The organism is Actinoplanes sp. NPDC023801, from assembly GCF_040639655.1.
In the GTDB taxonomy this organism is placed as follows: domain Bacteria; phylum Actinomycetota; class Actinomycetes; order Mycobacteriales; family Micromonosporaceae; genus Actinoplanes.
Genome location: NZ_JBFAAI010000011.1, coordinates 35,313 through 56,846, shown reverse-complemented (window position 1 = coordinate 56,846; position 21,534 = coordinate 35,313). Strand labels below are relative to the sequence as shown.

The 21,534-nt window shown below is 69.5% G+C and carries 18 protein-coding genes; 3 read left to right on the top strand and 15 right to left on the bottom strand.

Annotated elements, in window-relative coordinates:
• Positions 1-12 precede the first annotated feature (12 nt).
• Genes AB0G04_RS20755 through AB0G04_RS20740 form a run of 4 tightly spaced genes read right to left on the bottom strand, consistent with a single transcriptional unit; the run spans position 13 to position 3,943 of the window.
• On the bottom strand, positions 13-978 hold the full coding sequence (locus AB0G04_RS20755; protein ID WP_360984827.1) for a hypothetical protein: 966 nt from the start codon (positions 976-978) through the stop codon (positions 13-15).
• Positions 962-1,474: a SigE family RNA polymerase sigma factor gene (locus AB0G04_RS20750; RefSeq protein ID WP_360984824.1), complete on the bottom strand. Its 513-nt coding sequence runs from the start codon at positions 1,472-1,474 to the stop codon at positions 962-964. Before AB0G04_RS20750 ends, AB0G04_RS20755 begins: the two co-directional genes overlap by 17 nt.
• Positions 1,475-1,505: 31 nt before the next feature.
• Entirely contained in the window at positions 1,506-2,495 is a 990-nt protein-coding gene (gene mqnP / locus AB0G04_RS20745; RefSeq protein WP_360985396.1) for a menaquinone biosynthesis prenyltransferase MqnP, read from the bottom strand.
• A complete protein-coding gene (locus tag AB0G04_RS20740) occupies positions 2,483-3,943 on the bottom strand; it encodes a menaquinone biosynthesis decarboxylase (protein ID WP_360984821.1) in 1,461 nt (486 codons plus the stop codon). The genes mqnP and AB0G04_RS20740 overlap by 13 nt, the downstream gene beginning before the upstream one ends.
• Positions 3,944-4,018: 75 nt before the next feature.
• Between AB0G04_RS20740 and AB0G04_RS20735 the strand changes: the two genes are divergently transcribed.
• Positions 4,019-4,843 carry a hypothetical protein gene (locus AB0G04_RS20735; RefSeq protein ID WP_360984818.1) on the top strand — a complete coding sequence of 275 codons (825 nt, stop codon included), beginning with the start codon at positions 4,019-4,021 and terminating at the stop codon, positions 4,841-4,843.
• Here the strand turns inward: AB0G04_RS20735 and ccsB are convergent.
• The 6 genes from ccsB to hemL are packed head-to-tail and all read right to left on the bottom strand — an operon-like array spanning position 4,840 to position 10,740.
• Positions 4,840-5,790, bottom strand: a complete 951-nt coding sequence (ccsB, locus tag AB0G04_RS20730; protein ID WP_360984815.1) for a c-type cytochrome biogenesis protein CcsB — start codon at positions 5,788-5,790, stop codon at positions 4,840-4,842. The two genes, AB0G04_RS20735 and ccsB, sit on opposite strands and share 4 nt — an antisense overlap.
• The gene (locus tag AB0G04_RS20725; protein ID WP_360985393.1) at positions 5,790-7,361 is read right to left on the bottom strand and encodes a cytochrome c biogenesis protein ResB; all 1,572 of its coding nucleotides are present in this window, start codon (positions 7,359-7,361) and stop codon (positions 5,790-5,792) included. Before AB0G04_RS20725 ends, ccsB begins: the two co-directional genes overlap by 1 nt.
• Positions 7,362-7,393: 32 nt before the next feature.
• Positions 7,394-8,185 (bottom strand): cytochrome c biogenesis protein CcdA, encoded by a 792-nt coding sequence (locus AB0G04_RS20720; protein ID WP_360984812.1) that lies wholly within the window; start codon positions 8,183-8,185, stop codon positions 7,394-7,396.
• Positions 8,185-8,745 (bottom strand): TlpA disulfide reductase family protein, encoded by a 561-nt coding sequence (locus AB0G04_RS20715; RefSeq protein ID WP_360984809.1) that lies wholly within the window; start codon positions 8,743-8,745, stop codon positions 8,185-8,187. The genes AB0G04_RS20720 and AB0G04_RS20715 overlap by 1 nt, the downstream gene beginning before the upstream one ends.
• Positions 8,745-9,401, bottom strand: a complete 657-nt coding sequence (locus tag AB0G04_RS20710) for a histidine phosphatase family protein (RefSeq protein WP_360984806.1) — start codon at positions 9,399-9,401, stop codon at positions 8,745-8,747. Before AB0G04_RS20710 ends, AB0G04_RS20715 begins: the two co-directional genes overlap by 1 nt.
• Positions 9,394-10,740, bottom strand: a complete 1,347-nt coding sequence (gene hemL, locus AB0G04_RS20705) for a glutamate-1-semialdehyde 2,1-aminomutase (protein WP_360984803.1) — start codon at positions 10,738-10,740, stop codon at positions 9,394-9,396. Before hemL ends, AB0G04_RS20710 begins: the two co-directional genes overlap by 8 nt.
• A gap of 124 nt (positions 10,741-10,864) precedes the next feature.
• Between hemL and AB0G04_RS20700 the strand changes: the two genes are divergently transcribed.
• Positions 10,865-11,191: an STAS domain-containing protein gene (locus AB0G04_RS20700; RefSeq protein ID WP_360984800.1), complete on the top strand. Its 327-nt coding sequence runs from the start codon at positions 10,865-10,867 to the stop codon at positions 11,189-11,191.
• A gap of 200 nt (positions 11,192-11,391) precedes the next feature.
• Here AB0G04_RS20700 and AB0G04_RS20695 read toward each other — a convergent pair whose 3' ends face one another.
• The 5 genes from AB0G04_RS20695 to AB0G04_RS20675 form a co-directional block, all read right to left on the bottom strand.
• Positions 11,392-12,168 carry a hypothetical protein gene (locus AB0G04_RS20695; protein WP_360984798.1) on the bottom strand — a complete coding sequence of 259 codons (777 nt, stop codon included), beginning with the start codon at positions 12,166-12,168 and terminating at the stop codon, positions 11,392-11,394.
• Positions 12,165-12,677: a SigE family RNA polymerase sigma factor gene (locus AB0G04_RS20690; protein ID WP_360984795.1), complete on the bottom strand. Its 513-nt coding sequence runs from the start codon at positions 12,675-12,677 to the stop codon at positions 12,165-12,167. The genes AB0G04_RS20695 and AB0G04_RS20690 overlap by 4 nt, the downstream gene beginning before the upstream one ends.
• 61 nt (positions 12,678-12,738) lie before the next feature.
• Positions 12,739-14,232 carry a pectate lyase gene (locus AB0G04_RS20685; protein ID WP_360984792.1) on the bottom strand — a complete coding sequence of 498 codons (1,494 nt, stop codon included), beginning with the start codon at positions 14,230-14,232 and terminating at the stop codon, positions 12,739-12,741.
• Between the two features lie 131 nt (positions 14,233-14,363).
• Entirely contained in the window at positions 14,364-14,912 is a 549-nt protein-coding gene (locus tag AB0G04_RS20680) for a response regulator (RefSeq protein WP_360984789.1), read from the bottom strand.
• A gap of 61 nt (positions 14,913-14,973) precedes the next feature.
• Positions 14,974-19,368, bottom strand: a complete 4,395-nt coding sequence (locus tag AB0G04_RS20675) for a HAMP domain-containing protein (RefSeq protein ID WP_360984786.1) — start codon at positions 19,366-19,368, stop codon at positions 14,974-14,976.
• A gap of 113 nt (positions 19,369-19,481) precedes the next feature.
• On the opposite strand from AB0G04_RS20675, the gene AB0G04_RS20670 reads away from it, so the two are divergent.
• Positions 19,482-21,518, top strand: a complete 2,037-nt coding sequence (locus AB0G04_RS20670; protein WP_360984783.1) for a SpoIIE family protein phosphatase — start codon at positions 19,482-19,484, stop codon at positions 21,516-21,518.
• Positions 21,519-21,534 lie beyond the last annotated feature (16 nt).

Genomic DNA, 21,534 nt, shown 5'->3' with positions numbered 1-21,534 from the left:
CCAAGTGTGCCGCTAGCCGACGGTGAACCGCGCCGAGGTGGGGAACGCCTCATCCACCGGGTACCACGCGGCGTCGTCGGCCGGGTCCCGGTCCGCGACGGTGGACTCGAAGATGCGGCGTACCTCGGTCAGCGGCAGACCGCCGCCGTTGATCTGGAGGAAGCGGTTGCCGGCCATCGGGATCACACACATCGGGTTCTGTACCGGCACCTCGTTGTAGGTCACCAGTCCGTTGCTGTTCTCGCCGCAACCCGGCTCGATCGCCTGGCCGGGCTGCATACCGACCCGGAAGGCGACGCCGTCGCCCGCCGGATTCTGCAGGGTCACGTTCGACACGTTCACTTCGGCGCCGGGCTGGGAGATGACGTCGATGATCCGATAGCCGGCCGGTACGTGACCGACCCGGTAGGCGACCCGGACCGCCCGCCCGTCACCCGGGTGGAACCGGTCGGCCAGGGCGCGCAGGTCCGCCTCGGTGAGCCCACTGCCCTCGTCGGGTGTCAGAACCGCGTAGGCGTCATCCGTGTACTTCCAGACCATGACGTCGCGATCGAGCCGGCCCTTCCGGTAGCCCAGCTCGGCGCCGTCCTCCGGCACCACACCCGGACGGTAGACCTCCAGCCGGGCCACCGACTCACGGGTTCCGGCCCGGTATACGTGGGCGCCGCTGTAGTCGCGGTAGAGCCACGACGCGTCAGCCGCCTCGTAGGCGCCCGCCGAGTAGCCGCGGAACGCGAAGGCCGGGCCTGAGACGGCGGGCGAGGGGACCGCCGGCAGCACCGGCGGCCCCCCATCTGCCCGGGTGACGAATTGCGGCACCCCGATTACGGCAGCCACGGCCGCCGCAGCCACAATCGTCCACCCGGTGTTTCTGCGGCGCCGCCGCCGGCGCCCGGCCGCCACCACCTGCTCGACGCCGTAGCGAGGCGGTGGCGCATCCGCCTTCGCCTCCTGCAGCAGCTCAGACAGCGGCTTCATGATGAGCCTCCAGCTCCGGGCCCAGGATCTGGCGCATCGCGTCGAGCCCACGGGACGTGTGTACCTTGACAGTGCCCTCCGGGCACTGCAGCGCCTCCGCGGTCTGCTGGACACTGAGCCCCTCCAGGAACCGCAGCACCAGCACCGCGCGCTGCCGCGTCGGCAGGCCGTCCAGCGCGGCACGCATCCGCAGGCGCTCGTCGACGGCGTGTGTGGCGTCGTCGGGCAGCGGGGCGTCCGGCATGGCGTGGCTGCGCGCCTGCTCACGGCGCCACCACGGGCGGCGGGTCTCGTCGATCGCGGCCCGCACGACGGCGGTCCGTGCGTACGCGTCCGGGTTGCCCACCCGGCTCCATTTCACGTAGAGCTTCGCGAGGGCGGACAGCACGGCGTCCTCGGCCACCTGCCAGTCCCCGCACGTGAGGTAGGCGAGCCCGCGCAACGGCTCCATCCGGGCCGCGACGAACTCGCGGAACTCGGCCTCTCGATCGCTCACGCGGATAAGACGGTGACGGTGGCGGAAAGGGTTACATCAATTCTACGGAATACAGCGGGACGAACCGTCCATCGACGATCAGCTCGAGCAGGGCGAAGAGGAAGAGCGCGATGGCGATGAAGCCGTTCGCGGTGAAGAACGCCCTGTTGATCTTGGATAGGTCGCTCGGCGTCACCACGACGTGCTGGTAGACCAGGCCGGCTCCGGTGATCAGCAGGCCGATCCACCAGAACAGGCCGAGCCCGACGAGCTGGCCGAACCAGACGAAGAGCGCGAAGGAGACCACGTGGGTGACGGTGGAGATGTGCAACGCGGTCCGTATGCCGAACCGGGCCGGCGTCGACTGCACGCCGATCCGCCGGTCCACGTCGATGTCCTGGCAGGCGTAAATGATGTCGAACCCGCCGATCCACAGGCCGACCGCGACGCCGAGCACCCAGGCCGGCCAGGAACCCGCGAAAGTGCCGGTGACCGCCAGCCACGCGCCGACCGGGGCGACCGCCTGCGCCAGCGCCAGCACGTAGTGCGGGAAATTCGTGAAGCGCTTGGCGTACGGGTAGACGACCAGCGGGATCACGGCCAGCGGCGACAGCAACAGGCAGAGCGGGTTGAGCAGACCGGCCGCGACGATCAGGAGCACCAGCGAGATGCCCGCGCCGGTCCAGGCGGTACGCAGGCTCACCGCGCCGGTGACCAGCTCCCGGTTCTGCGTCCGCGGATTCAGCGCATCGATCTTACGGTCCAGGATCCGGTTCGCAGCCATCGCGAAGGTCCGCCCGGACACCATGGCGATCGTCACCAGCAGCAGGTCCATCCAGTGCACGCCGGTGCTGATCGGGCCGGTTTCCAGGTCCTGGATCACGCGGCCGTCGGTGGTCACGTCACCGAGAGGCTGGGCCATCGCGATCAGCGCGGACAGATAGGCGAACGGCAGCGCGAAGATCGAGTGCTCGATCATGACCAGGCGCAGGAAGGCCTTTATCTTGCCGGGCTTCTCCTCGATGGCTGTCACAGCCCGTATTCCTTCCACCGTTTGTCGACCAGGCTGACCACCTCGGGCGACATGGTCATCTCCTCCGGCCAGCCCCGGGTGTAGCCCTCGGTCGGCAGCTTACGAGTCGCGTCGACGCCCGCCTTGCCGCCCCAGAACTGCTGATAGGACGAGTGGTCCAGATGGTCCACGGGGCCCTCGGTGAGCAGCAGGTCACGGGCGTAGTCGACGTTGCCGAACGCCCGGAACGCGACGTCGTTGTAGTCGTGGACGTCACAGTCCTCGTCGACGACGACGATCAGCTTGACCAGTGACAGCAGGTGGGCGCCCCAGATGGCGTTCATCACCTTCTGCGCGTGCTTCGGGTACCGCTTGCGGATCGAGACGATGAGGCAGTTGTGGAAAACGCCGGCCGCCGGCATGTCGTAGTCGACGATGTCCGGGATCAGGATCTTGGCGAGTGGCAGGAAGATCCGCTCGGTGGCCTTGCCCAGGCCGTGGTCCTCCTGCGGCGGCTTCGACGTGACGATCGAGTGGTAGACCGGCTTCTTGCGCATCGTCATCGTCTCGATGTGCAGCACCGGGAACGGCTCGACCGGCGTGTAGTAGCCGGTGTGGTCGCCGAACGGGCCCTCCGGCAGGCGCTCGCCCGGCTCCAGGTAGCCCTCCAGGACGATCTGCGCCTCGGCCGGCACCTGCAGCGGGACGGAGACGCAGTCGACCATCTCGATCCGTTCGCCCTTGAGGAAGCCGGCGAACAGATACTCGTCGATGTCGCCGGGCAGCGGGGCGCTCGCGGCGTACGTCACCACGGGGTCGCATCCGATCGCGACCGCGACCGGAAGGCGTTCGCCGCGCCGCTCCGCCACCGCGTGGTGCGCCGTGGAGTCCTTGTGGATCTGCCAGTGCATGCCGAGCGTGTTCTTCGAGTGCTGCTGCAGCCGGTAGAGGCCGAGGTTGCGCTTGCCTGTCTCGGGATGCTTCGTGTGGGTCAGCCCGAAGTTGTGGAAGATGCCGCCGTCACCCGGCCAGACCTGCAGGCCCGGAAGCTTGTCGAGGTCGACCTCGTCGCCCCTGAGGATGACCTCCTGGCAGGGGGCACTCTTCACCTTCTTCGGCGGCATCGACTTGAGCTGCAGCACCTTGCCGATACTCTCGCGGATGCCGGACCAGCCCACCGGCAGCTCCGGCTTGGCGATCGCGCCGATCCGCTCGCCGACCTCGTCGAGACGGTCGACGCCGAGCGCCATCGCCATCCGCTTCTCGGTGCCGAACAGGTTGATCACCAGGGGCATCTCGCCCCGCGTGGGCCGCTCGAAGAGCAGCGCCGGACCGCCGGCCCGCACGGTCCGGGTCACGATCTCACTGACCTCCAGCGTCGGGTCCACCGGCACGGTGACCCGGCGCAGCTCACCGGCGGCCTCCAGGGCGGCGATGAAGCTCTGCAGATCGGCATAGGGGAATCCACGCGGCGCCATGGCACCCAGTCTGGCACCAGCGTCCGTCACTGGAGATCCGGGACTCCCGTTGGGGCTTTCATGAAGCCCCGGAACGTGACCCGATGGTGTCTGCTGACCGGTCTGGCCGCGGCGCTGGCCGTCGCCCCGGACGTCGCCGCGACCGAGATCGGGCTGCCGGAGTGCACGCCGGGCCCGGCGTCGACCCGTCCGCCGACCGGTCCGGCGACCCTGGACAGCCCGCGCGCCTGCCGCGCCGATCAACCCGTGCTGGAGTCGGCGAAGACCGGTTTCACACCGAGCGGGTACCACCATCTCGGCGCCGGGACCAGCGGCGACTGGGGCGGGGTGTCCGGCCGGTTCTCGGTCGTCGACGGCTCGATCCGGCCACAGACGTACGACTTCGTGGTCGGCCGGTTCATGGCGAAGCGGGACCTGGGTGGCGGCCGGATCGCCTGGCTGGAGGCCGGCTGGGCGGAGACCGGCTGGGCCTCGCCGGGCCGCCAGCACGTCTACACCTTCGACACGAACACCAACCGGTGGCAGTTCTACGACCAGTACGCGGTCCGCCCCGGCGACCAGGTCTGGCTGGACATCGGCTCCGACCGGACCGGGACCTGGCGGGCCTGGCTGTGGTGGAACAACCGGTGGAACCTGCTGACCCAGCAGCGTCTGCCGCTCGGTGCCGGCGCCCGCATCGAGCAGTACGTCGAGGTGCACGTCGACGCCACCCGGCAGACCAAGATCGACGTACCCAAGGTGACCGTGGACAACGTGCAGCTGCGGCCGGTCGGCGGCGGACCGGCCCGGTACTGGCGCGAGGACGTCCCGACCGAGACCGGGGCGGCCGCCCGCGGCGGTTTCTGTCTGGACTGGGTGACCCGTTACGACACGTGGACCGCCGGGGACTGCGCCGGCTAGCCCGCGTCGGCGTACGAGTGCAGACCCTCGAAGAACAGGTTCACGCCGAACAGGTTCATCAGCATCGTCACGAAGCCGGCGATCGCGATCCAGGTCGCGGTGCTCCGCTTCACGCTCGGGGTGGCACGGGCGTGCAGGTAGGCGGCGTAGACGATCCAGGAGATGAACGCCCACACCTCCTTCGGGTCCCAGCCCCAGTAGCGGCCCCAGGACGCCTCCGCCCACAGCGGACCGGCGATCAGCGCCCCGAAGGTGAACAGCGGGAAGGCGAACGCGTGCAGGCGGAACGTCAGCCGCTCCAGGGTGCCGGCCTCGCCGACCCGCCTGCCGAGCGTGTACGGGAAGCTGCGCCGGCCCTCGTCCCACCCGTTCTTGATCAGGAACATGGCGGCCGGCACCACACCGACCAGGAAGATGCCGGACGAGATGATGATCGTCGAGACGTGGAAGACGTACCAGTACGAGTTCAGCGCCGGCACCAGCGGACCGACCGGGGTGTAGGCGACCAGGGCGGCCGCGCCGAGCATCACCACGAGGCTCAGCGAGGCGAACAGGCCCAGGTGCCGGACGGCCGGTTTACGCAGCAGCACACCCGCCCAGACCGCGGAGCCGATCAGCGCGGTGGACAGGATGTACTCGTACATGTTGCCCCACGGCATGCGCTCCGCGGCGAGACCGCGGGTGACCGTGGTGCCGAGGTGAAGGGCGAGGCCGAGCAGGTTGAGCCCGACCGCGGCACGGCCGACCCACTCGCCGCGCGCCGACTCCTTGCGGACCTCGGTGGCCTCCTCGTAGGTGGCCGGGCCGCCCGCGCCGATCAACTGCCGGTCGGCGGCCCTGCCGATGTGGCTGCGCTTACCGAACGCGTACTCCCCGGCGTAGCAGATCATGGCGGCCAGATAGGCCAGCACGGTCAGCGCCATAAGCTGATTGGACAACTCCGCCATCAGGGCGTCCCTTCCTTGACGTGCCGGGTGAGTGCCGCGAACTCATCGCCGAACCCCGGATAGTCGGTGCGGGGCAGGCCACCGGCTTCGATCACGCTACCGCCCGCCGGATCGCCGCCGACCGGCAGAACCCGGAACCAGACTCGGCGGCGGTGCACGTACAGCGAGAGCATCAGGCCGATCAGTCCCACCACCGAACCGACGAGCAGCGACACCTTCGTCGGGTCGTGCCGGATGGAGATGGTGGCGAACCGGCGGATGTCGACGAACTCGAGCGTGCTGCCGTCGTCCAGGGTCCATTTCTCGCCCGGCCGCAGCACGTACGGCCGCTCGCCGCTGATCTTCTTGAGGTCACCGTCGGCGATCTGCTCACGGTCGAGGGCGTAGACCGAACCCGGCCGGCCCGAGTCCAGTCCCAGGTCACCCCGGTAGGCGCTCAGATAGAGGACCGGGTTGTCAGCGGCCGGGAACTTCGACTGCGCGCTGCCGTCGGTGCCGCCGGTCGGCAGGAAGAGGCCCTCGAAGCCCATCTGCAGCGTCGGGTCGCGCTTGCCGGTCGCCGGGTCGATGTTGACGTCCGGGTACTGGACGACGCCCTCGCTGGTCAGCATGCCGTCGATCGGCAGGAACGGGACGACCTTGGTCTGCTGGGCGCCGAACCGGTCGGTGAACCGCAGCTCGGGCGCATAGCCCTGGCCGAGCAGGTTCACGGTGGCGCCGTCGAGCCGCAGCGGGTCGTTGACGGTGAACTTCTCCGACCGATAGTGGTCGCCGCCGTCCTCGCTCACGTTCACCGTCGCCTGGAACGTCTTCGGCACGCCGGTGGTCTGGAACGTGGCCTCGAACGCGGTCATCTGCAGGCAGAAGTCCGGCAGGTCGGAGGGATCGACGCGAGGGCCGAGGACCGACTCGTCGTGCTGCGTCACGCTGTTGCAGAAACCCAGGTCGGGGCCTTCGACCAGCAGGCGGTTGCCGTGCCAGCCGTACCAGTGCCCGAACCCGACGCCGACCAGCACCCCGAGCATCGCGATGTGGAAGAGGAGGTTGCCGGTCTCCTTCAGATAGCCCTTCTCGGCCGAGACCGTCCAGCCCTCCGGCGTCTCCCGCACCCGGGTGCGGAACCGCCTGCCGCGCAGCCGCTTCGCGATCTCCGCGGCCACGGCCGCGGGTTCCTCCGGGCGTTGCTGTCCCTGATCATGTTGCGGCAGGCGGTCCAGCCGCTTCGGAGCATCCGGCGGTACGGTCGTGAGCGCCCGGAAATGATCACGGAGCCGGGGCAGGACGCACCCGATCAACGAGGTGAACAGCAGCAGGTAGATCGCCGCGAACCACGGTGACGCGTACACGTCGAAGGCGAAGAACCGGTCCAGCGCCGGCGCCAGTTCCGGGTTCTCGGCGAAGTACTCGGCGACGTTCTCCCGGTTGACCCCGCGCTGCGGGAAGATCGACCCCGGGACCGCGGCCACCGCGAGCAGGAACAGCAGCACGAGCGCCGTGCGCATGCTGGTGAGCTGCCGCCAGGAGTTGCGCAGGAACGCCCACAGCGGGTTGCCCCGGCGCGGCGGGGGCATCTCGGCGGTGGCGGGCCGGTCGTCGACCGCGGTCACAGCAGTGTCTCCTGACCGAAGTCGAAGGTGGTCAGCAGCCAGATGAGGAACTGGTCCCAGGCGCCGGTGATCAGGGCCAGCCCGACCAGGATGAGCAGGCCACCGCCGATCCGGGTCACCCAGCGGCTGTTGCGGCGGATCGCGGTGAAGACGCCGAGCAGCTTGCGGAAGAAGAGCCCGAAGAGCACGAACGGCACGCCCAGCCCCAGGCTGAAGGCCAGCGCCAGCACGACCGACCGGTCGGTCTGCCCGGTCGTGGTAGCCAGGCCCATGACCGCACCGAGGGTCGGGCCGACGCACGGTGTCCAGGAGATCGCGAAGACCGCCCCGAGAACCGGTGCGCCGAGCAGCCCGGCCGCCGGCAGCTTGCTGACGCGGGCCTCCCGCTGGAAACCCGGGATCCAGCCCAGATAACCGAGGCCGAGTACGACGATCACCGCGCCGATGACCGTGTTCAGCACGTCCTGCTGGGCTTTCAGCTGCAAGAAGATGTTCGCCACCAGCGTCACCATGAGCGTGAACACGACCGAGAAGCCGAGCACGAACAGGACGCTGCCGGCCAGGACCCGGCTCTTCACGGCCACGGTCCGGGTCTTCGTCAACGTGTCGCCGCGGCCGGTCACCGCCTCCATGTCGGAACCGACCAGCCCGGTGACGTAGGAGAGGTAGCCAGGCAGCAGCGGCAACACGCACGGCGACAGGATGCTGACCAGACCGGCCAGCAGTGATGCGCCGATCGCCAGCAGCATCGGCCCGCCGGTCACCGCACCCTCGAACGCGCCGCCCATCAGCCCGTCGCCTCCGCGGCGATCTTCTCCACCAGCGGCTGCAACTCCGCGATCGTGGTCGCCCGCCGGATCCCGACCGCGATCCGGCCCTGCCGGTCCAGGATCAGGGTGCTCGGAATCGCGTTCTGGGTGACGTCGAACTTGAGGCCGGCCCGGCCCTCACTGTCGAACAGGCTGTCGTAGGTCACCTGGTAACTGCGCTCGAACGCCTTCGCCGGATCACGCTCGTCGCGGGTGTTGACGCCGAGGAACGTCACGTCCTTGGCCTTGGTGGCCTGGTAGGTCTTCTCAAGGTCGTCGGCCTCGGCCCGGCACGGCGCACACCACGAGCCCCAGAAGTTGACCACGACCACCTTGCCGCGGTCGTTCCCGAGGTCGTACGTGCCGCCGCCGAGCAGTTCGCCGGTGACTCCGGAGACCAGCGGCCGCTGCTCCGGAGCGCACTCCACCACCATGTTCGTGGTGGTGCACTTCTTCGCCCAGTTCTCCTCGCCGCCGCAACCGGTCAGGACCCCGGCGGTGGTGACCGCTGCGACAGCGACGGCGACGAGGCGGCGCATCACGCCCCCTTGGCGGTCTTGGCCGTGGCCGACATGGCTACCAGGTGCGCGGCCGGCTCCGAGTAGTCGACACCGACCACCTTGGAACCCTCGAACCGGAACGAGGTGAGGCTGGCCAGGCCGCACTCACGTCGTCGCGGGTCGTGCCAGAGGCGCTTGTTCTCCACGTACCGCCGCAGGGTCCAGATCGGCAGCTGATGCGAGACGCAGACCGCCTCGTGCCCCTCGGCGGCGACCCGCGCCGCCTGCAGCGCCGCGAACATCCGCTGCGCGATCACCAGGTACGCCTCGCCCCAGGACGGGGTGATCGGGTCACGCAGCACCCACCAGTGGCGCGGGTTGCTGAACGCGCCGTCGCCGACCGAGACCTTCTTGCCCTCGAAGTAGTTCGCGCTCTCGATCAGCCGTACGTCGGTGGCGATGTCCAGCTTGAACTCGGCCGCGAACGGGGCGGCCGTCTCCTGGGCACGCTCCAGCGGGCTGGCCACCACGTGCGTGATGTCCCGCCCGGCCAGCACCTCGGTAGCCGCCTTCGCCATCTGGTTGCCCAGCTCGGAAAGGTGGAAGTCGGGCAGACGTCCGTACAGGATCTTGCCGGGGTTGTAGACCTCGCCGTGCCGCAACACATGCACCGTGGTCCTGGTCGGCTCACTCAAGATTTGCCCCCGCGGCGGCTCGGGCCGCGAGCGGCGCCGCGGCGGCGATCACGTTCAGTGCTGCGTCGTCGATCGCCGTCGACACGAACCACGACTCGAAGGCACTCGGCGGCAGGTAGACGCCATTGGCCAGCATGGTGTGGAAGAACGCCTTGAACGCGGCAGCGTTCTGCGTCTTTGCGGAGTCGTAGTCGACGACCTCCGCGTCGGTGAAGAAGATCGAGAACATGTTGCCGGCGGACTGCAGCCGGTGCGGCACACCCTCGGCGGCCAGCGCGTCGGCGCAGAGCGAGCTGATGGTGGCGGCCAGGTCGTCGAGCCGCTTGTAGGTGGTCTCGTCGGCGAGCCGCAGGGAGGTGAGCCCGGCCGCGCAGGCAAGCGGGTTACCGGAGAGCGTGCCGGCCTGGTAGACCGGGCCGGCCGGGGCGAGCCGGGACATGATCTCCCGACGGCCGCCGAACGCCGCCGCGGGCAGCCCGCCGCCCATCACCTTGCCGAAGGTGAACAGATCGGCGGCGACCGGGTGCAGCCCGGCCCAGCCACCGGCGGAAACCCGGAACCCGGTCATCACCTCGTCGACGACCAGCAGGGCGCCGTGCCGGTGGGCGATCTCGGCGAGCGTGGAGTTGAAGCCGTCGCGCGGGGTGACCACGCCCATGTTGCCGGGCGCCGCCTCGGTGATGATCGCCGCGATCTGGTCACCGTCGGCGGCGAATGCCGCTTCCACGGCGGCGACGTCGTTGTAGGGCAGGACGATCGTCTCGCTCGCCGCCGCGCCGGTGACGCCGGGCGAGTCGGGCAGGCCCAGAGTGGCCACACCGGAGCCGGCCGCGGCAAGCAGCGCGTCCACATGGCCGTGGTAACAACCGGCGAACTTCACGATCTTCGACCGGCCGGTGAAACCGCGGGCCAGCCGGATCGCCGTCATGGTCGCCTCGGTGCCCGAGTTGACCAGCCGGACCTCGTCGATCGAGGTACGCCGGACGATCTCCTCGGCCAGCTCGACCTCACCGGTGGTCGGCGTGCCGAAGCTGGTGCCGAGAGCCGCGGCCCGCTGCACCGCGTCGATGATCTCGGGGTGCGCATGGCCGTGGATCAGCGGGCCCCAGGAGCAGACGAGGTCGACGTAACGCCGCCCGTCCACGTCGGTCAGCCAGGGGCCGGAGCCCGAGGCCATGAACCGGGGCGTGCCACCCACCGCGCGGAACGCACGCACAGGTGAATTCACCCCGCCCGGCACGATGGCCTGGGCGCGGTCGAACAGGGCCTGGGAGGCCGGGGCATCCTCCGGGTACGGAAGATCCGCGGCGGGATTTTTCGTGGTCACAGCGGTCCCCATTCTGTCAGCGCCATGAAACGAGTATTGCGAGAGGGTTGTTCACGTCGCCGGGTGATGTCCGGAAGCGCCTGATCTGACCGCGCCGGACGGGCTGATTCGCCAGGAAGAGGATAGGCTGAGCCGCGTGGAGCGACCCGAGCTGTCCATCGCGGTTCAGCGAGCACCCGACGAGGTGACGATTCAGCTCGCCGGGGAAATCGACGTGCTCACGGTCACCGAGTTGTCGACGGTCGTCAACGAGCTGATCGGCGATGACCAGCTGATTCGCATCGTTCTGGACATGGGCGGCGTGACCTTCTGCGACTCGCAGGGGCTGGGCACGCTGGTGGTGCTGAGCCGCAAGGCGCAGCACGCACAGATGGTCCTGGCGCTCGCGAACGTCGGCGACTTTCTGATGCGTGTGCTCGACATCACCGGGCTGCGCTCAGCCCTGATGATCAACGCCAGCTGAACCCCCGAACAAAACCGGCTGGCTCTGGCCGTCGTCTCAAGGGCCTTGAGACAACGGCCGGAGCCAGCCGCAACTCCGCAGCTGAACACCACCGCTGCCTCAACCCCTCCAAGACAACGGCCAGAGCCAGCCGGGGCTCGGGGGCTGGACGCCACCGCTGTCTTGCGGGCCGCGAGACAGCGGTGAGAGCCAGCTGGGGGTCAGCGGAAGTCGCCGCTGACCTTGGGGGCCGCACCGACCTCGGTGGTCGCCGCCGCCGCGTAGGTGTCACCGCCGGCGTTCCGCCCGCCCTCGGGGTGGGTGTACCGGGCGTAGAAGGTGTAGGTCCCCGGGTCCAGACTGTCCCCCGAGGACAGCACGAACCGATAGACGAACGCGGCCGGCTCCTCCGTCACGGTGCTGGTCACGCTCGCTCCTGGCACCTGCTGGCTGCCGCCGCGCGCCGTCAGCCCTCCGGTGCGGGTCAACCGGATCGTCACCTCGAGCGCGGTGAGCGGCTCGCTGGTCGTCACCGTCACGACGCTGCTGCCCTGCGAGTCACCGTCGGGGACGACCGACCCGTCCGACCAGAGGGCTCCCTGCGCCGTGGGCCGGGAGGCCGGTGAGCTCGAGCCGGCCGGCGGGACGCTCGGCGACCGGCCGGGTGCCCGGGACTTCGGGGCCGCCTTGCTGGGTGACGTGCTCGGCGTACTCGCCGGCCGGGATGCCTGGGAGGGCGCCGGGCTGCTCGGAACAGGCTCTACGGTGACCACCGGGGGTGCGGGGTCGCCGTCGCCGGCGACCGCCCACTGGGCGAAGCCACCGGCACCGAGGATCGCGGAGACGGCGACGGCCACACCGGCGATCCGGAATCGCGGAGCCGGCTTGTTGCGCATGGCGGTCTCGGTGATCCGGTCGAGCATCGCCTCCCGATCGGGACGGTGCGCCGCCGCCTCGGCGCGCAATGCCGCGCGCAGCTCGGATTCGATGAGCGTCATCGCGCCGCCTCCCAACCGTTGATTCGTGCCAGTGCGACGTTGCTGCCGCCGAGTAGTTCCGCGAGTTGCCGGGCGCCGCGCGACGTCGCGCTCTTGACCGCACCGACCGAGATACCGAGCGCCGAGGCGACCTCCTTCTCCGAGAGGTCGAAGGCGTACCGGAGAACCACGCAGGCCCGCCGCCGGTGCGGGAGTCGCCGGAGTGCCGTGCGTACGTCGACGACCGCCGGCACGTCCGGGTCCAGGGCCCGGCGGAAGGGCTCCAGGGAGAGCAGCCGCTCCCGGCTGCGGCGACGGACCCAGTTGCGGGCCAGATTCATCAGGATGCCGTGCCCGTACGCGGCCGGGTCGTCCGCGGCGGCGACCCGCTCCCAGTGCCGCCACACCTCGGTGAGTGCCTCGGCGGCCAGGTCGTCGGCGATCTCCGCCTCGCCGGTCATCAGGTAGGCGAGGCGCGACATCGAGTCATGGTGCCGCTCGAAGTATTCGCGGAAGGCAGCGTCGCGCATCGGCATCCCTGTGGGTTCCGGGCCGTGGCCGCCGGCAAGAGCCTCCGGCGGCCACGGACGATCACTTGAAGGTGATGTCGGACTCGTTGTAGATGCAGTTGACGCCGTCCGGGCCGGTGCCGATCTTGGTCGGCTCCTTGCCGGAGCTGTTGCCGGTGAACTTGACGCAGATGTCCAGGCTCTTCTTGCCCACGACGGTCACGCCGGAGATCCGGGCGGTGTCGCCGAAGTTGGCGTTGATACCGACCAGGCTGCCGGCCGGGGCGGTGGCGACCACGTTCTGCACGACCACCGCACGCTTGTGCTGGGTCGAGCAGTTGCCGCACGAGCGGTACAGCTTGCCGAAGTCGGCGACCTGGAAGTTCCGGATCGTCAGCGTGCCGCCACCGTTGTGCTGGAACACCTTGTCGTCGGCACCCCTGGCACCGCCGCCGTCGACGGTGTACGACGCCGAGGCACCGCCCTTGAAGGTCGCCGCGTCCTCGCCGACGTTCTCCCACCACACGTTCTGCAGCGTGCACGAACCCGAGCAGTGGATACCGTCCGCCGCCGGGGCGCCCAGGATCACGTTCTTCAGCACCGCACCGTCGGCGAGCTTGAAGAGCGGGTCCTGGCCCTCGGCCTGACCGTCACCGCCCAGAGCGCCACTGCCGAAGTAGCGGACGTTGCCGCCGTCCAGGGTGCCGGACACCGCGATCGTGGCGGTGACCGGCTTGTCGCCCGCCGCCTTGGGCCACGACGTGGCCGGGCTGGTGGTGGTCTTCGTCGGAGTCGGGGCCGAGGTCGGGGTCGCCGTCGCGGTCTTCGTGGCGGTCGGCGAGGCGGTGGCCGTCCTGGAGGCGGTCGCGGTCGGCGCCGCGGTGGCCGTCCTGGAGGCGGTCGGGGAGGCCGCCGGCGAGGTGGGCGCCGGGCCGGCACCGAGCGCGGCCACCGACACGTCGTCGAACTCGACCGAGGCGAAGCTGGTGACGAGACCGATGCGGCCGTTGCCGGCCAGCGAGCCGGTGCCGGAGGCGACCTTGGCGCCGTCGATCCAGCCGGTGACGGTGCTGCCCGAGACGTCCACCTTGAGGGTGTGCCAGGCCGTCACGTTGCTGACCGGGGCCGAGCCGATGGTGGTGATGGTGCTGCCCTTGACCGACTGCAGTTCGGCCTTGCCGGCCGAGGTCAGCGCGAGACGGTACATGGTGGAGGAACCGCTGGCCCGGGCCGCGACTCCGGCCAGGCCCTTGCTGAGGTCGAGTGCCTTGACCTTCGCCTCGACTGAGTAGTCGGTCCAGGACGTCTCGCCGGCGAAGACGCGGGCGAGCTCGCTGTCGGCCTTGGCCTGCCGGTAGACCTTGGAGCCGTCGGAGACCACGGACCAGGTGCCGCCCGACTTGGACCAGTTGCCCGCGCCGCTCTCGAAGTCGTCGCTGAACAGGGTGCTGGCCGAGGCGGAGGGGACGAGGACGGCGACCAGCGCGGTGACGGCACCGGCCGCACCGGCCGCGCCAAGTCCCGCGACGAGACGACGACGCCGGCTCGGAGTCGCGCTGGGCATTGCGTGCCGCATGTTGCTCCTACTCAGGGGATGAGGCCGCCGTCGGGGGACGGCGGACGTCGCATGATCAAGCGATCACGCCCCGGTAGTGGTGCGACTGCCCAGCAAGGTTGCCGCTAGTGACCCAGGTCACATTGGCTGGGTCAGTCTCCCCATCGAGCCTTGTCCAGCAGATCAAGTGCCTCAGTGGCGGCCTGCTCGCCGCCGGCCCGCAGCACCCGGGCGGCCTCGTCGACCGTCCCGGTCAGGCGCTGCCACTGCGCCTCACGCTCCTTGGACGCCTCCGCCTGCACCTTGAGCTGCTGATTCTTCATCCACAGTTCGACGAAGATGGAAACCTTCGCCCGGAGCACCCACGGGTCGAACGGCTTCGTGAGGTAGTCGACGGCACCGACCGCATAACCCCGGAGGGCGAGCTGGGCGTCCCGGTCAGCGGCGGTGAGGAACAGGATCGGCACATGCCGGGTCCGCTCCCGCCGCTTGATGTGACTGGCCGTCTCGAAGCCGTCCATGTTGGGCATGTGCGCGTCCAGCAGGATCACCGCGAAGTCGTCGGTGAGCAGCTGCTTGAGCGCGGCCTCACCGCTCTCCACGGCGACCGCCGTGACCGGAAGGCCTTGGAGGATCGCCTCCAGGGCCAGCAGATTGTCCCGCCGGTCGTCGACCAGTAGCGCCTTGGCACGCTCACCCACCCGCGCTCACCTCACCCACCCGGTAGTTCCCTCCCGTGGCGCATTCCCATCACGGCCGTTTTCAGCCGTGTTTCGGCGCTCCGGTTCCTTCCGCGTTCACCCAGCGGTCCATCAGTTCGATCAGCTCGTCCAGATCGACCGGTTTGGTGATGTAGTCGCTCGCACCGGCCGCAAGGGCAGATTCCCGGTCACCCGGCATTGCCTTCGCCGTGAGGAACACTACCGGTAGGTCCTGGAAACGCTGATTGCGCCGGATTCCCCTCGTCGTCTCGTAGCCGTCCTGGTCCGGCATCATCGCGTCCATCAGCACGAGGTCGATCTCGGGATGTTCGGCCAGGATCCGAACTCCGTCCACCCCGTTGTCCGAGTACAGCACGTGGAGTCCATGCATCTCGAGGGCGCTGGTCAGGGCGAAGACGTTACGCACGTCATCGTCGACGATCAGTACCGTGACGCCCTCCAGCTTGCGGCCGGCCGGGCTCACCGCCGGCTTCTCCTCGGGCCTCGGCGGCATCTCCATCAGCGGCAGTCCCAGCGAGGCGACCGGGCGTACCGAAACCGCCTTGGCCGGCACCGGCGGAAGGGCCGGCATCGGAATCGCGTCCGGCACCAGCGCCTCGGGCATGTAGAGCGTGAACGTCGAACCCTGACCCGGCTCCGAGGACACGGCGATGGTGCCGCCGAGCAGCGCCGCGAACTCGCGGCTGATCGACAGGCCCAGGCCGGTCCCGCCGTACTTGCGGGTGGTGGTGCCGTCGGCCTGCTGGAACGGCTCGAAGATGATCGCCAGCTTCTCGTCCGAGATGCCGATACCGGTGTCGGTGACCGCGAACGCGACCACCTGCTGCGCCGAGTGCAGTGACGAGGGGGCGTCGACGTCCGACTCCAGGGTCGTCGGGAAGATGCTCAGCGTCACCGAACCGCTGTCGGTGAACTTCACCGCGTTCGACAACAGGTTGCGCAGAATCTGCTGCAGCCGTTGCGGGTCGGTGACTATCGAGTCGGGAAGCTCGGGCGCCACCGTGACCCGGAACTCGAGCCCCTTGACCTCCGCCTGCGGGACGAAGGCCTGCTCGACGTAACTGCGGATGCCGTCGAAGTCGAGGACGTCCGGCTCCACGTCCATCCGGCCGGCCTCGATCTTTGACAGGTCCAGGATGTCGTCGATCAGCGACAGCAGGTCCGAGCCGGCACTGTGGATGGTGCGGGCGAACTCGATCTGCTTGCTGGTCAGGTTGCGCTCGGTGTTGTCGGCCAGCAGGCGGGCCAGCAGCAGCAGCGAGTTCAGCGGGGTCCGCAGCTCGTGGCTCATGTTCGCCAGGAACTCCGACTTGTACGTGTTCGCCCGCGACAGCTGCTGCGCCTTCTCCTCCAGGCCGAGCCGGGCCAGCTCGATCTCCCGGTTCTTCAGCTCGATGTTCGCCTTCTGGTCGCTGAGCAGTTTCGCCTTGTCCTCCAGCTCGGCGTTGGTGCGCTGCAGCTCGGCCGACTGGTCCTGCATCTCCCGGGCCAGCCGCTGTGATTGGGCCAGCAGCTCTTCCGTACGCCGGTTGGCCTGAATGGTGTTGAGGGCGATGCCGATCGTGGCGACCAGCCGCTCCAGGAACGTCAGATGCAGCCCGTTGAAGGCCGCCACCGAGGCGAACTCGATCACGCCGAGCATCTCGCCCTCGAACAGGACCGGTAGCACCACCAGGTCGTTCGGCGGCATGGCGAGCAGGCCCGACCGCATCGTCAGTATTCCGTCGTGGGTGGCGCGGACCCGGATGGTCCGCCGGGAGACCGCGGCCTGACCGACCAGGCCCTCACCCGGCCCGAAGATCACGTCGTGGTCGCGGGCGACGTAGCCGTAGGCCGCGTTGAGCCGCAGGCGCATCACCGCCTCTTCGTTGTCGACCAGGAAGAACGCACCGAGCTGGCCGTCGACCAGCGGTGTCACCTCGGTCATGATCATGCGGCAGACCTCGCCGACGTCCCGCTGGCCCTGCAGCAGGCCACCGATCCGCGCGAGGTTCGAGTCGAGCCAGCCCTGCTCCGCGTTCGCCTTCGTGGTGTCGCGGAGCGTGACGATCATCCGGTTGATGTTGTCCTTGAGGTCGGCCACCTCGCCCATCGCCTCGACCGCCACGCTCTGGGTCAGGTCACCCCGGGTCACGGCGGTGGACACCTCGGCGATGGCGCGCAGCTGGATGGTCAGCGTGGAGGCGAGCTGGTTCACGTTGTCGGTGAGGTCGCGCCACGTACCAGAAACGCCCTTGACCTGGGCTTGTCCGCCGAGTTTGCCCTCCGAGCCCACCTCGCGCGCGACCCGCGTCACCTCGTCGGCGAACGACGACAGCTGATCCACCATCGTGTTCACGGTGTTCTTCAGCTCGAGGATCTCGCCGCGGGCATCGACCGTGATCTTCTGCGACAGGTCACCCTTAGCCACGGCCGTGGTGACCGACGCGATGTTCCGCACCTGGGCCGTCAGGTTCGACGCCATGTAGTTGACGTTGTCGGTCAGGTCACGCCACGTACCGGCCACGCCGCGCACCTGCGCCTGGCCGCCGAGGCTGCCCTCCGAACCGACCTCGCGGGCCACCCGCGTCACCTCGTCGGCGAACGACGACAGCTGATCCACCATCGTGTTCACGGTGTTCTTCAGCTCCAGGATCTCGCCCTGCGCGTCGACCGTGATCTTCTGCGACAGGTCACCCTTAGCGACCGCGGTGGAAACCTGGGCGATGTTGCGGACCTGGCTCGTCAGGTTCGACGCCATCGAGTTGACGTTGTCGGTCAGGTCACGCCACGTACCGGCCACCCCGCGCACCTGCGCCTGACCGCCGAGCTTGCCCTCGGTGCCCACCTCGCGGGCCACCCGCGTCACCTCGTCGGCGAACGACGACAGCTGATCCACCATCGTGTTGACGGTCGACTTCAGCTCCAGGATCTCGCCGCGCGCGTCGACGGTGATCTTCTGCGACAGGTCGCCCTTCGCCACGGCCGTGGTGACCGACGCGATGTTCCGTACCTGGCTGGTCAGGTTCGAGGCCATGTAGTTGACGTTGTCGGTGAGGTCGCGCCACGTACCCGAGATGCCCTTGACCTGGGCTTGTCCGCCGAGCTTGCCCTCCGAGCCCACCTCACGGGCGACACGGGTCACCTCGTCGGCGAACGACGACAGCTGATCCACCATCGTGTTCACGGTGTTCTTCAGCTCGAGAACCTCGCCGCGCGCGTCGACCGTGATCTTCTGCGACAGGTCACCCTTAGCCACCGCGGTGGAGACCTGAGAGATGTTCCGCACCTGGGCCGTCAGGTTCGCGGCGAGCTGGTTCACGTTCTCGGTGAGGTCACGCCAGGTGCCGGAGACACCGCGGACCTGGGCCTGACCGCCGAGCCGGCCCTCGGTGCCCACCTCGCGGGCCACCCGCGTCACCTCGTCGGCGAACGACGACAGCTGATCCACCATCGTGTTCACGGTGTCCTTCAGCTCCAGGATCTCGCCCTGCGCCGCCACCGTGATCTTCTGCGACAGGTCACCCTTCGCCACCGCCGTCGAGACCTGGGCGATGTTGCGGACCTGGCTCGTCAGGTTCGACGCCATCGAGTTCACCGAGTCGGTGAGGTCCTTCCAGGTGCCGGCCACGTTCGGCACGTCGGCCTGGCCGCCGAGCTTGCCCTCGGTGCCCACCTCCCGCGCCACCCGGGTCACCTGCTCGGCGAAGAGCCGCAGTGTGTCGGTCAGCCCGTTCATTGTGTCGGACAGCTCGGCGACCTCACCCCGCGCCGATACGGTGATCTTCTGCGACAGGTCGCCGCGGGCCACCGCGGTCGCCACCTGTGAGATGGATCGCACCTGATGGGTCAGGTTCGACGCCATCGTGTTGACCGAATCGGTCAGGTCCTTCCAGGTGCCGGCCACCCCGCGTACGTCGGCCTGACCGCCGAGCTCACCCTCGGTGCCCACCTCGCGGGCCACCCGCGTCACCTCGTCGGCGAACGACGACAGCTGGTCCACCATCGTGTTCACGGTCCGGCCGATGCGCAGGAACTCACCGCGCAGTGGCCGGCCGTCCATCTCCAGCGCCATGTGCTGCGACAGGTCACCCTCGGCCACCGCCACGATGACCCGGGAGATCTCGGTCGTTGGACGGGCCAGGTCGTCGATGAGCGAGTTCACCGAGCGGACGCTGTCCTCCCAGGAACCGTCGAGCCCCTCCTCGTCCAGGCGTTCGGTGAGCCGGCCGTCCCGTCCGACGATCCGGCTTATCCGGCGCAGGTCGAGGTTCTGCCGCTCCTGGAGCGAGACCACCTCGTTGAACGCCTCGGCCACCGCCCCGGCCGCGCCACCCCGCCGGGGCAGCCGCACCTTGAGATCGCCACGTCGCACACGGTGCAACGCGTCGGCGAGTTCACCGAGCAGAACGGTCTCGTCGGGCGCACCGACGCTGACCTCTTTAGCCGCAGTCATATCGTCCTCACCTGCTGTCTGCTGCCGGGGGGCTCCCTATCCTCTCTCGCTCGACCGGGTCAATGCGAGACACGACTTTGTGCATCCACCCTTCGACGGGAGAGGATGCATGGGTGCCAGCCGAGGTCGGAACCAGGACGAGCATCCCGTCAGGAGCCCCGTCCGAGGCTTTGGTGCGCCGGACCCGCCTCCCCAACGACCGGCGGACCCCCGCGGCGGCCCGCGCCCTGGTCCGCTCGGTGCTCGAGGAGACCGGGCTGGTCGGCCTGCTCAACGAAGCTCTGCTGCTCACCACCGAGCTGTCCACCAACGCCGTGGTGCACGCCAACACCGAGCTCGAGATAGAGGTCTCCGCCGATCCGGGCGGCCTCACCGTCACCGTCACCGACTTCGCGGCCGGCCCCGTCGAGCAGCTCACCATCGGCCCCAAGAACGAGAGCGCCGAGATCGGCGAGGTCGCCGAACGTGGCCGCGGCCTGCTCCTCGTCGACCATTTCGCCAGCCGGTGGGGCACCGTTCACGAGGGCGACGGCAAGGGCGTCTGGTTCCGTCTCGACCAGCGCGAGGGCGCCGGCGTCCCGGTCCGCCTGCCGAGCGCCGCCGAGACACCGAGCCTCGGCGCGCTCACCGGCCTGCTGCGCAGCGGCACCGACCGGCACTCCGACGAGGGCCTGGCCGACCTGGCCGCCGACCTCCTCTCCCGGCTGGCCCGGCTCACCGGCGCGGCCGGCGGTGTGGTCCGGCTCGACCGCGGCGACGGCATCGGAAGACAACTTCTGGCGCGGTACGGCCGGGCGCCCCGCGACAACGCCGACACCATCCGGGTGGCCCTGGCGGTGCAGCGGCCGTACGCGGGCGAACTGGAACTCGACGCCGCCCCCGAGGGGTACGCCCTGGCCCTGGCCACCATGGTCGCCGAGCGGTTCGCCCTGCACCTGGAGAACGATCGGTTGCGCCGCGCCGACATCCGCCGGCAGACCTGGATAACCTTCCTCGCCGAAGCCAGCGAGCTGCTGGCCCAGTCGCTCGACGTAAACCTGACCATGGCCCTCATCCCGCAGCTGGTCGTACCCCGGCTCGGCCAGTGGTGCGCGGTGCACACCACCGACGCATGGGGCCGCCTGCAACTGGCCGCCGCCACCCACGCCGACGAGTCCGCGCTGGCCCAGCTGCACGTCACCCTCGCCGAACCCGGCCCCGAGTCGCTGCTGGCCCGCCTCGAGGAGGCGTCCCGGCTCGGCACCCAGGTGATGTTCAACTCACCGCTCGAGGGCTACGCGGTGCCACTGGTCGCCCGCGGCGCCCGGCTCGGCACCCTGGCCGTCGGCCGGCACCCGAAACACCGGCACGACGGTGACGAGGTGGCGGTCCTGGAGGACGTGGCCCGCCGGGCCGCGCTCGCCATCGACAACGCCCGCATCCACGACGAGCGGCGCACCGTCGCCCGGACCCTGCAGGCGTCGCTGCTGCCGCCGGCCCTGCCCCGGGTCGAAGGCATCGGCTTCGCCGCCGAGTACGTCCCGACCGGCTCCGAGGTCGGCGGCGACTTCTACGACGTCGTCCCGTCCGGCAAGGACCAGTGGCTCGTCGTGGTCGGTGACGTCTCGGGCAAGGGCGTCCAGGCGGCCACCGTGACCGGCCTGGTCCGCGACGTGATCCGGATCCTGGTCGACGACGGCAAGGCGCTCAGCGAGATCCTCTGGCGGGTCAACCGGACCCTCGTGCAGCGCGGCGGCGGGCGGTACTGCACGCTCGCCATGGCGTCGGTCACCCGCCAGCCGACCGGTGCGCTGACCGTGTGCCTGCACCTGGCCGGCCACGACCGGGCCGTGCTGGTGCGGGCCGACGGCAAGACGAGTTTCGTCGGTGACGGCGGGACCGCCCTCGGCCTGCTCGAGACGATCACCTCACCGGACGTGACGATCACCCTCAACTCCGGCGATTCCCTGATCTTCTACACCGACGGGGTCACCGAACGGCGCCGCGGCCGCGAGCTCTTCGGCTCCGCCCGGCTGCGCGAGGCCTCCGCGCCGCTGGCCGGTTACCCGGCGGACGTGATGGCGGCCCGCCTCCGCTCCACCACGATCAACTTCTCGGTCGAGGAGCCACGCGACGACATCGCGATCCTCGTCCTGCGCAACGACGCCTGATTTCTGCCTAGTTTGT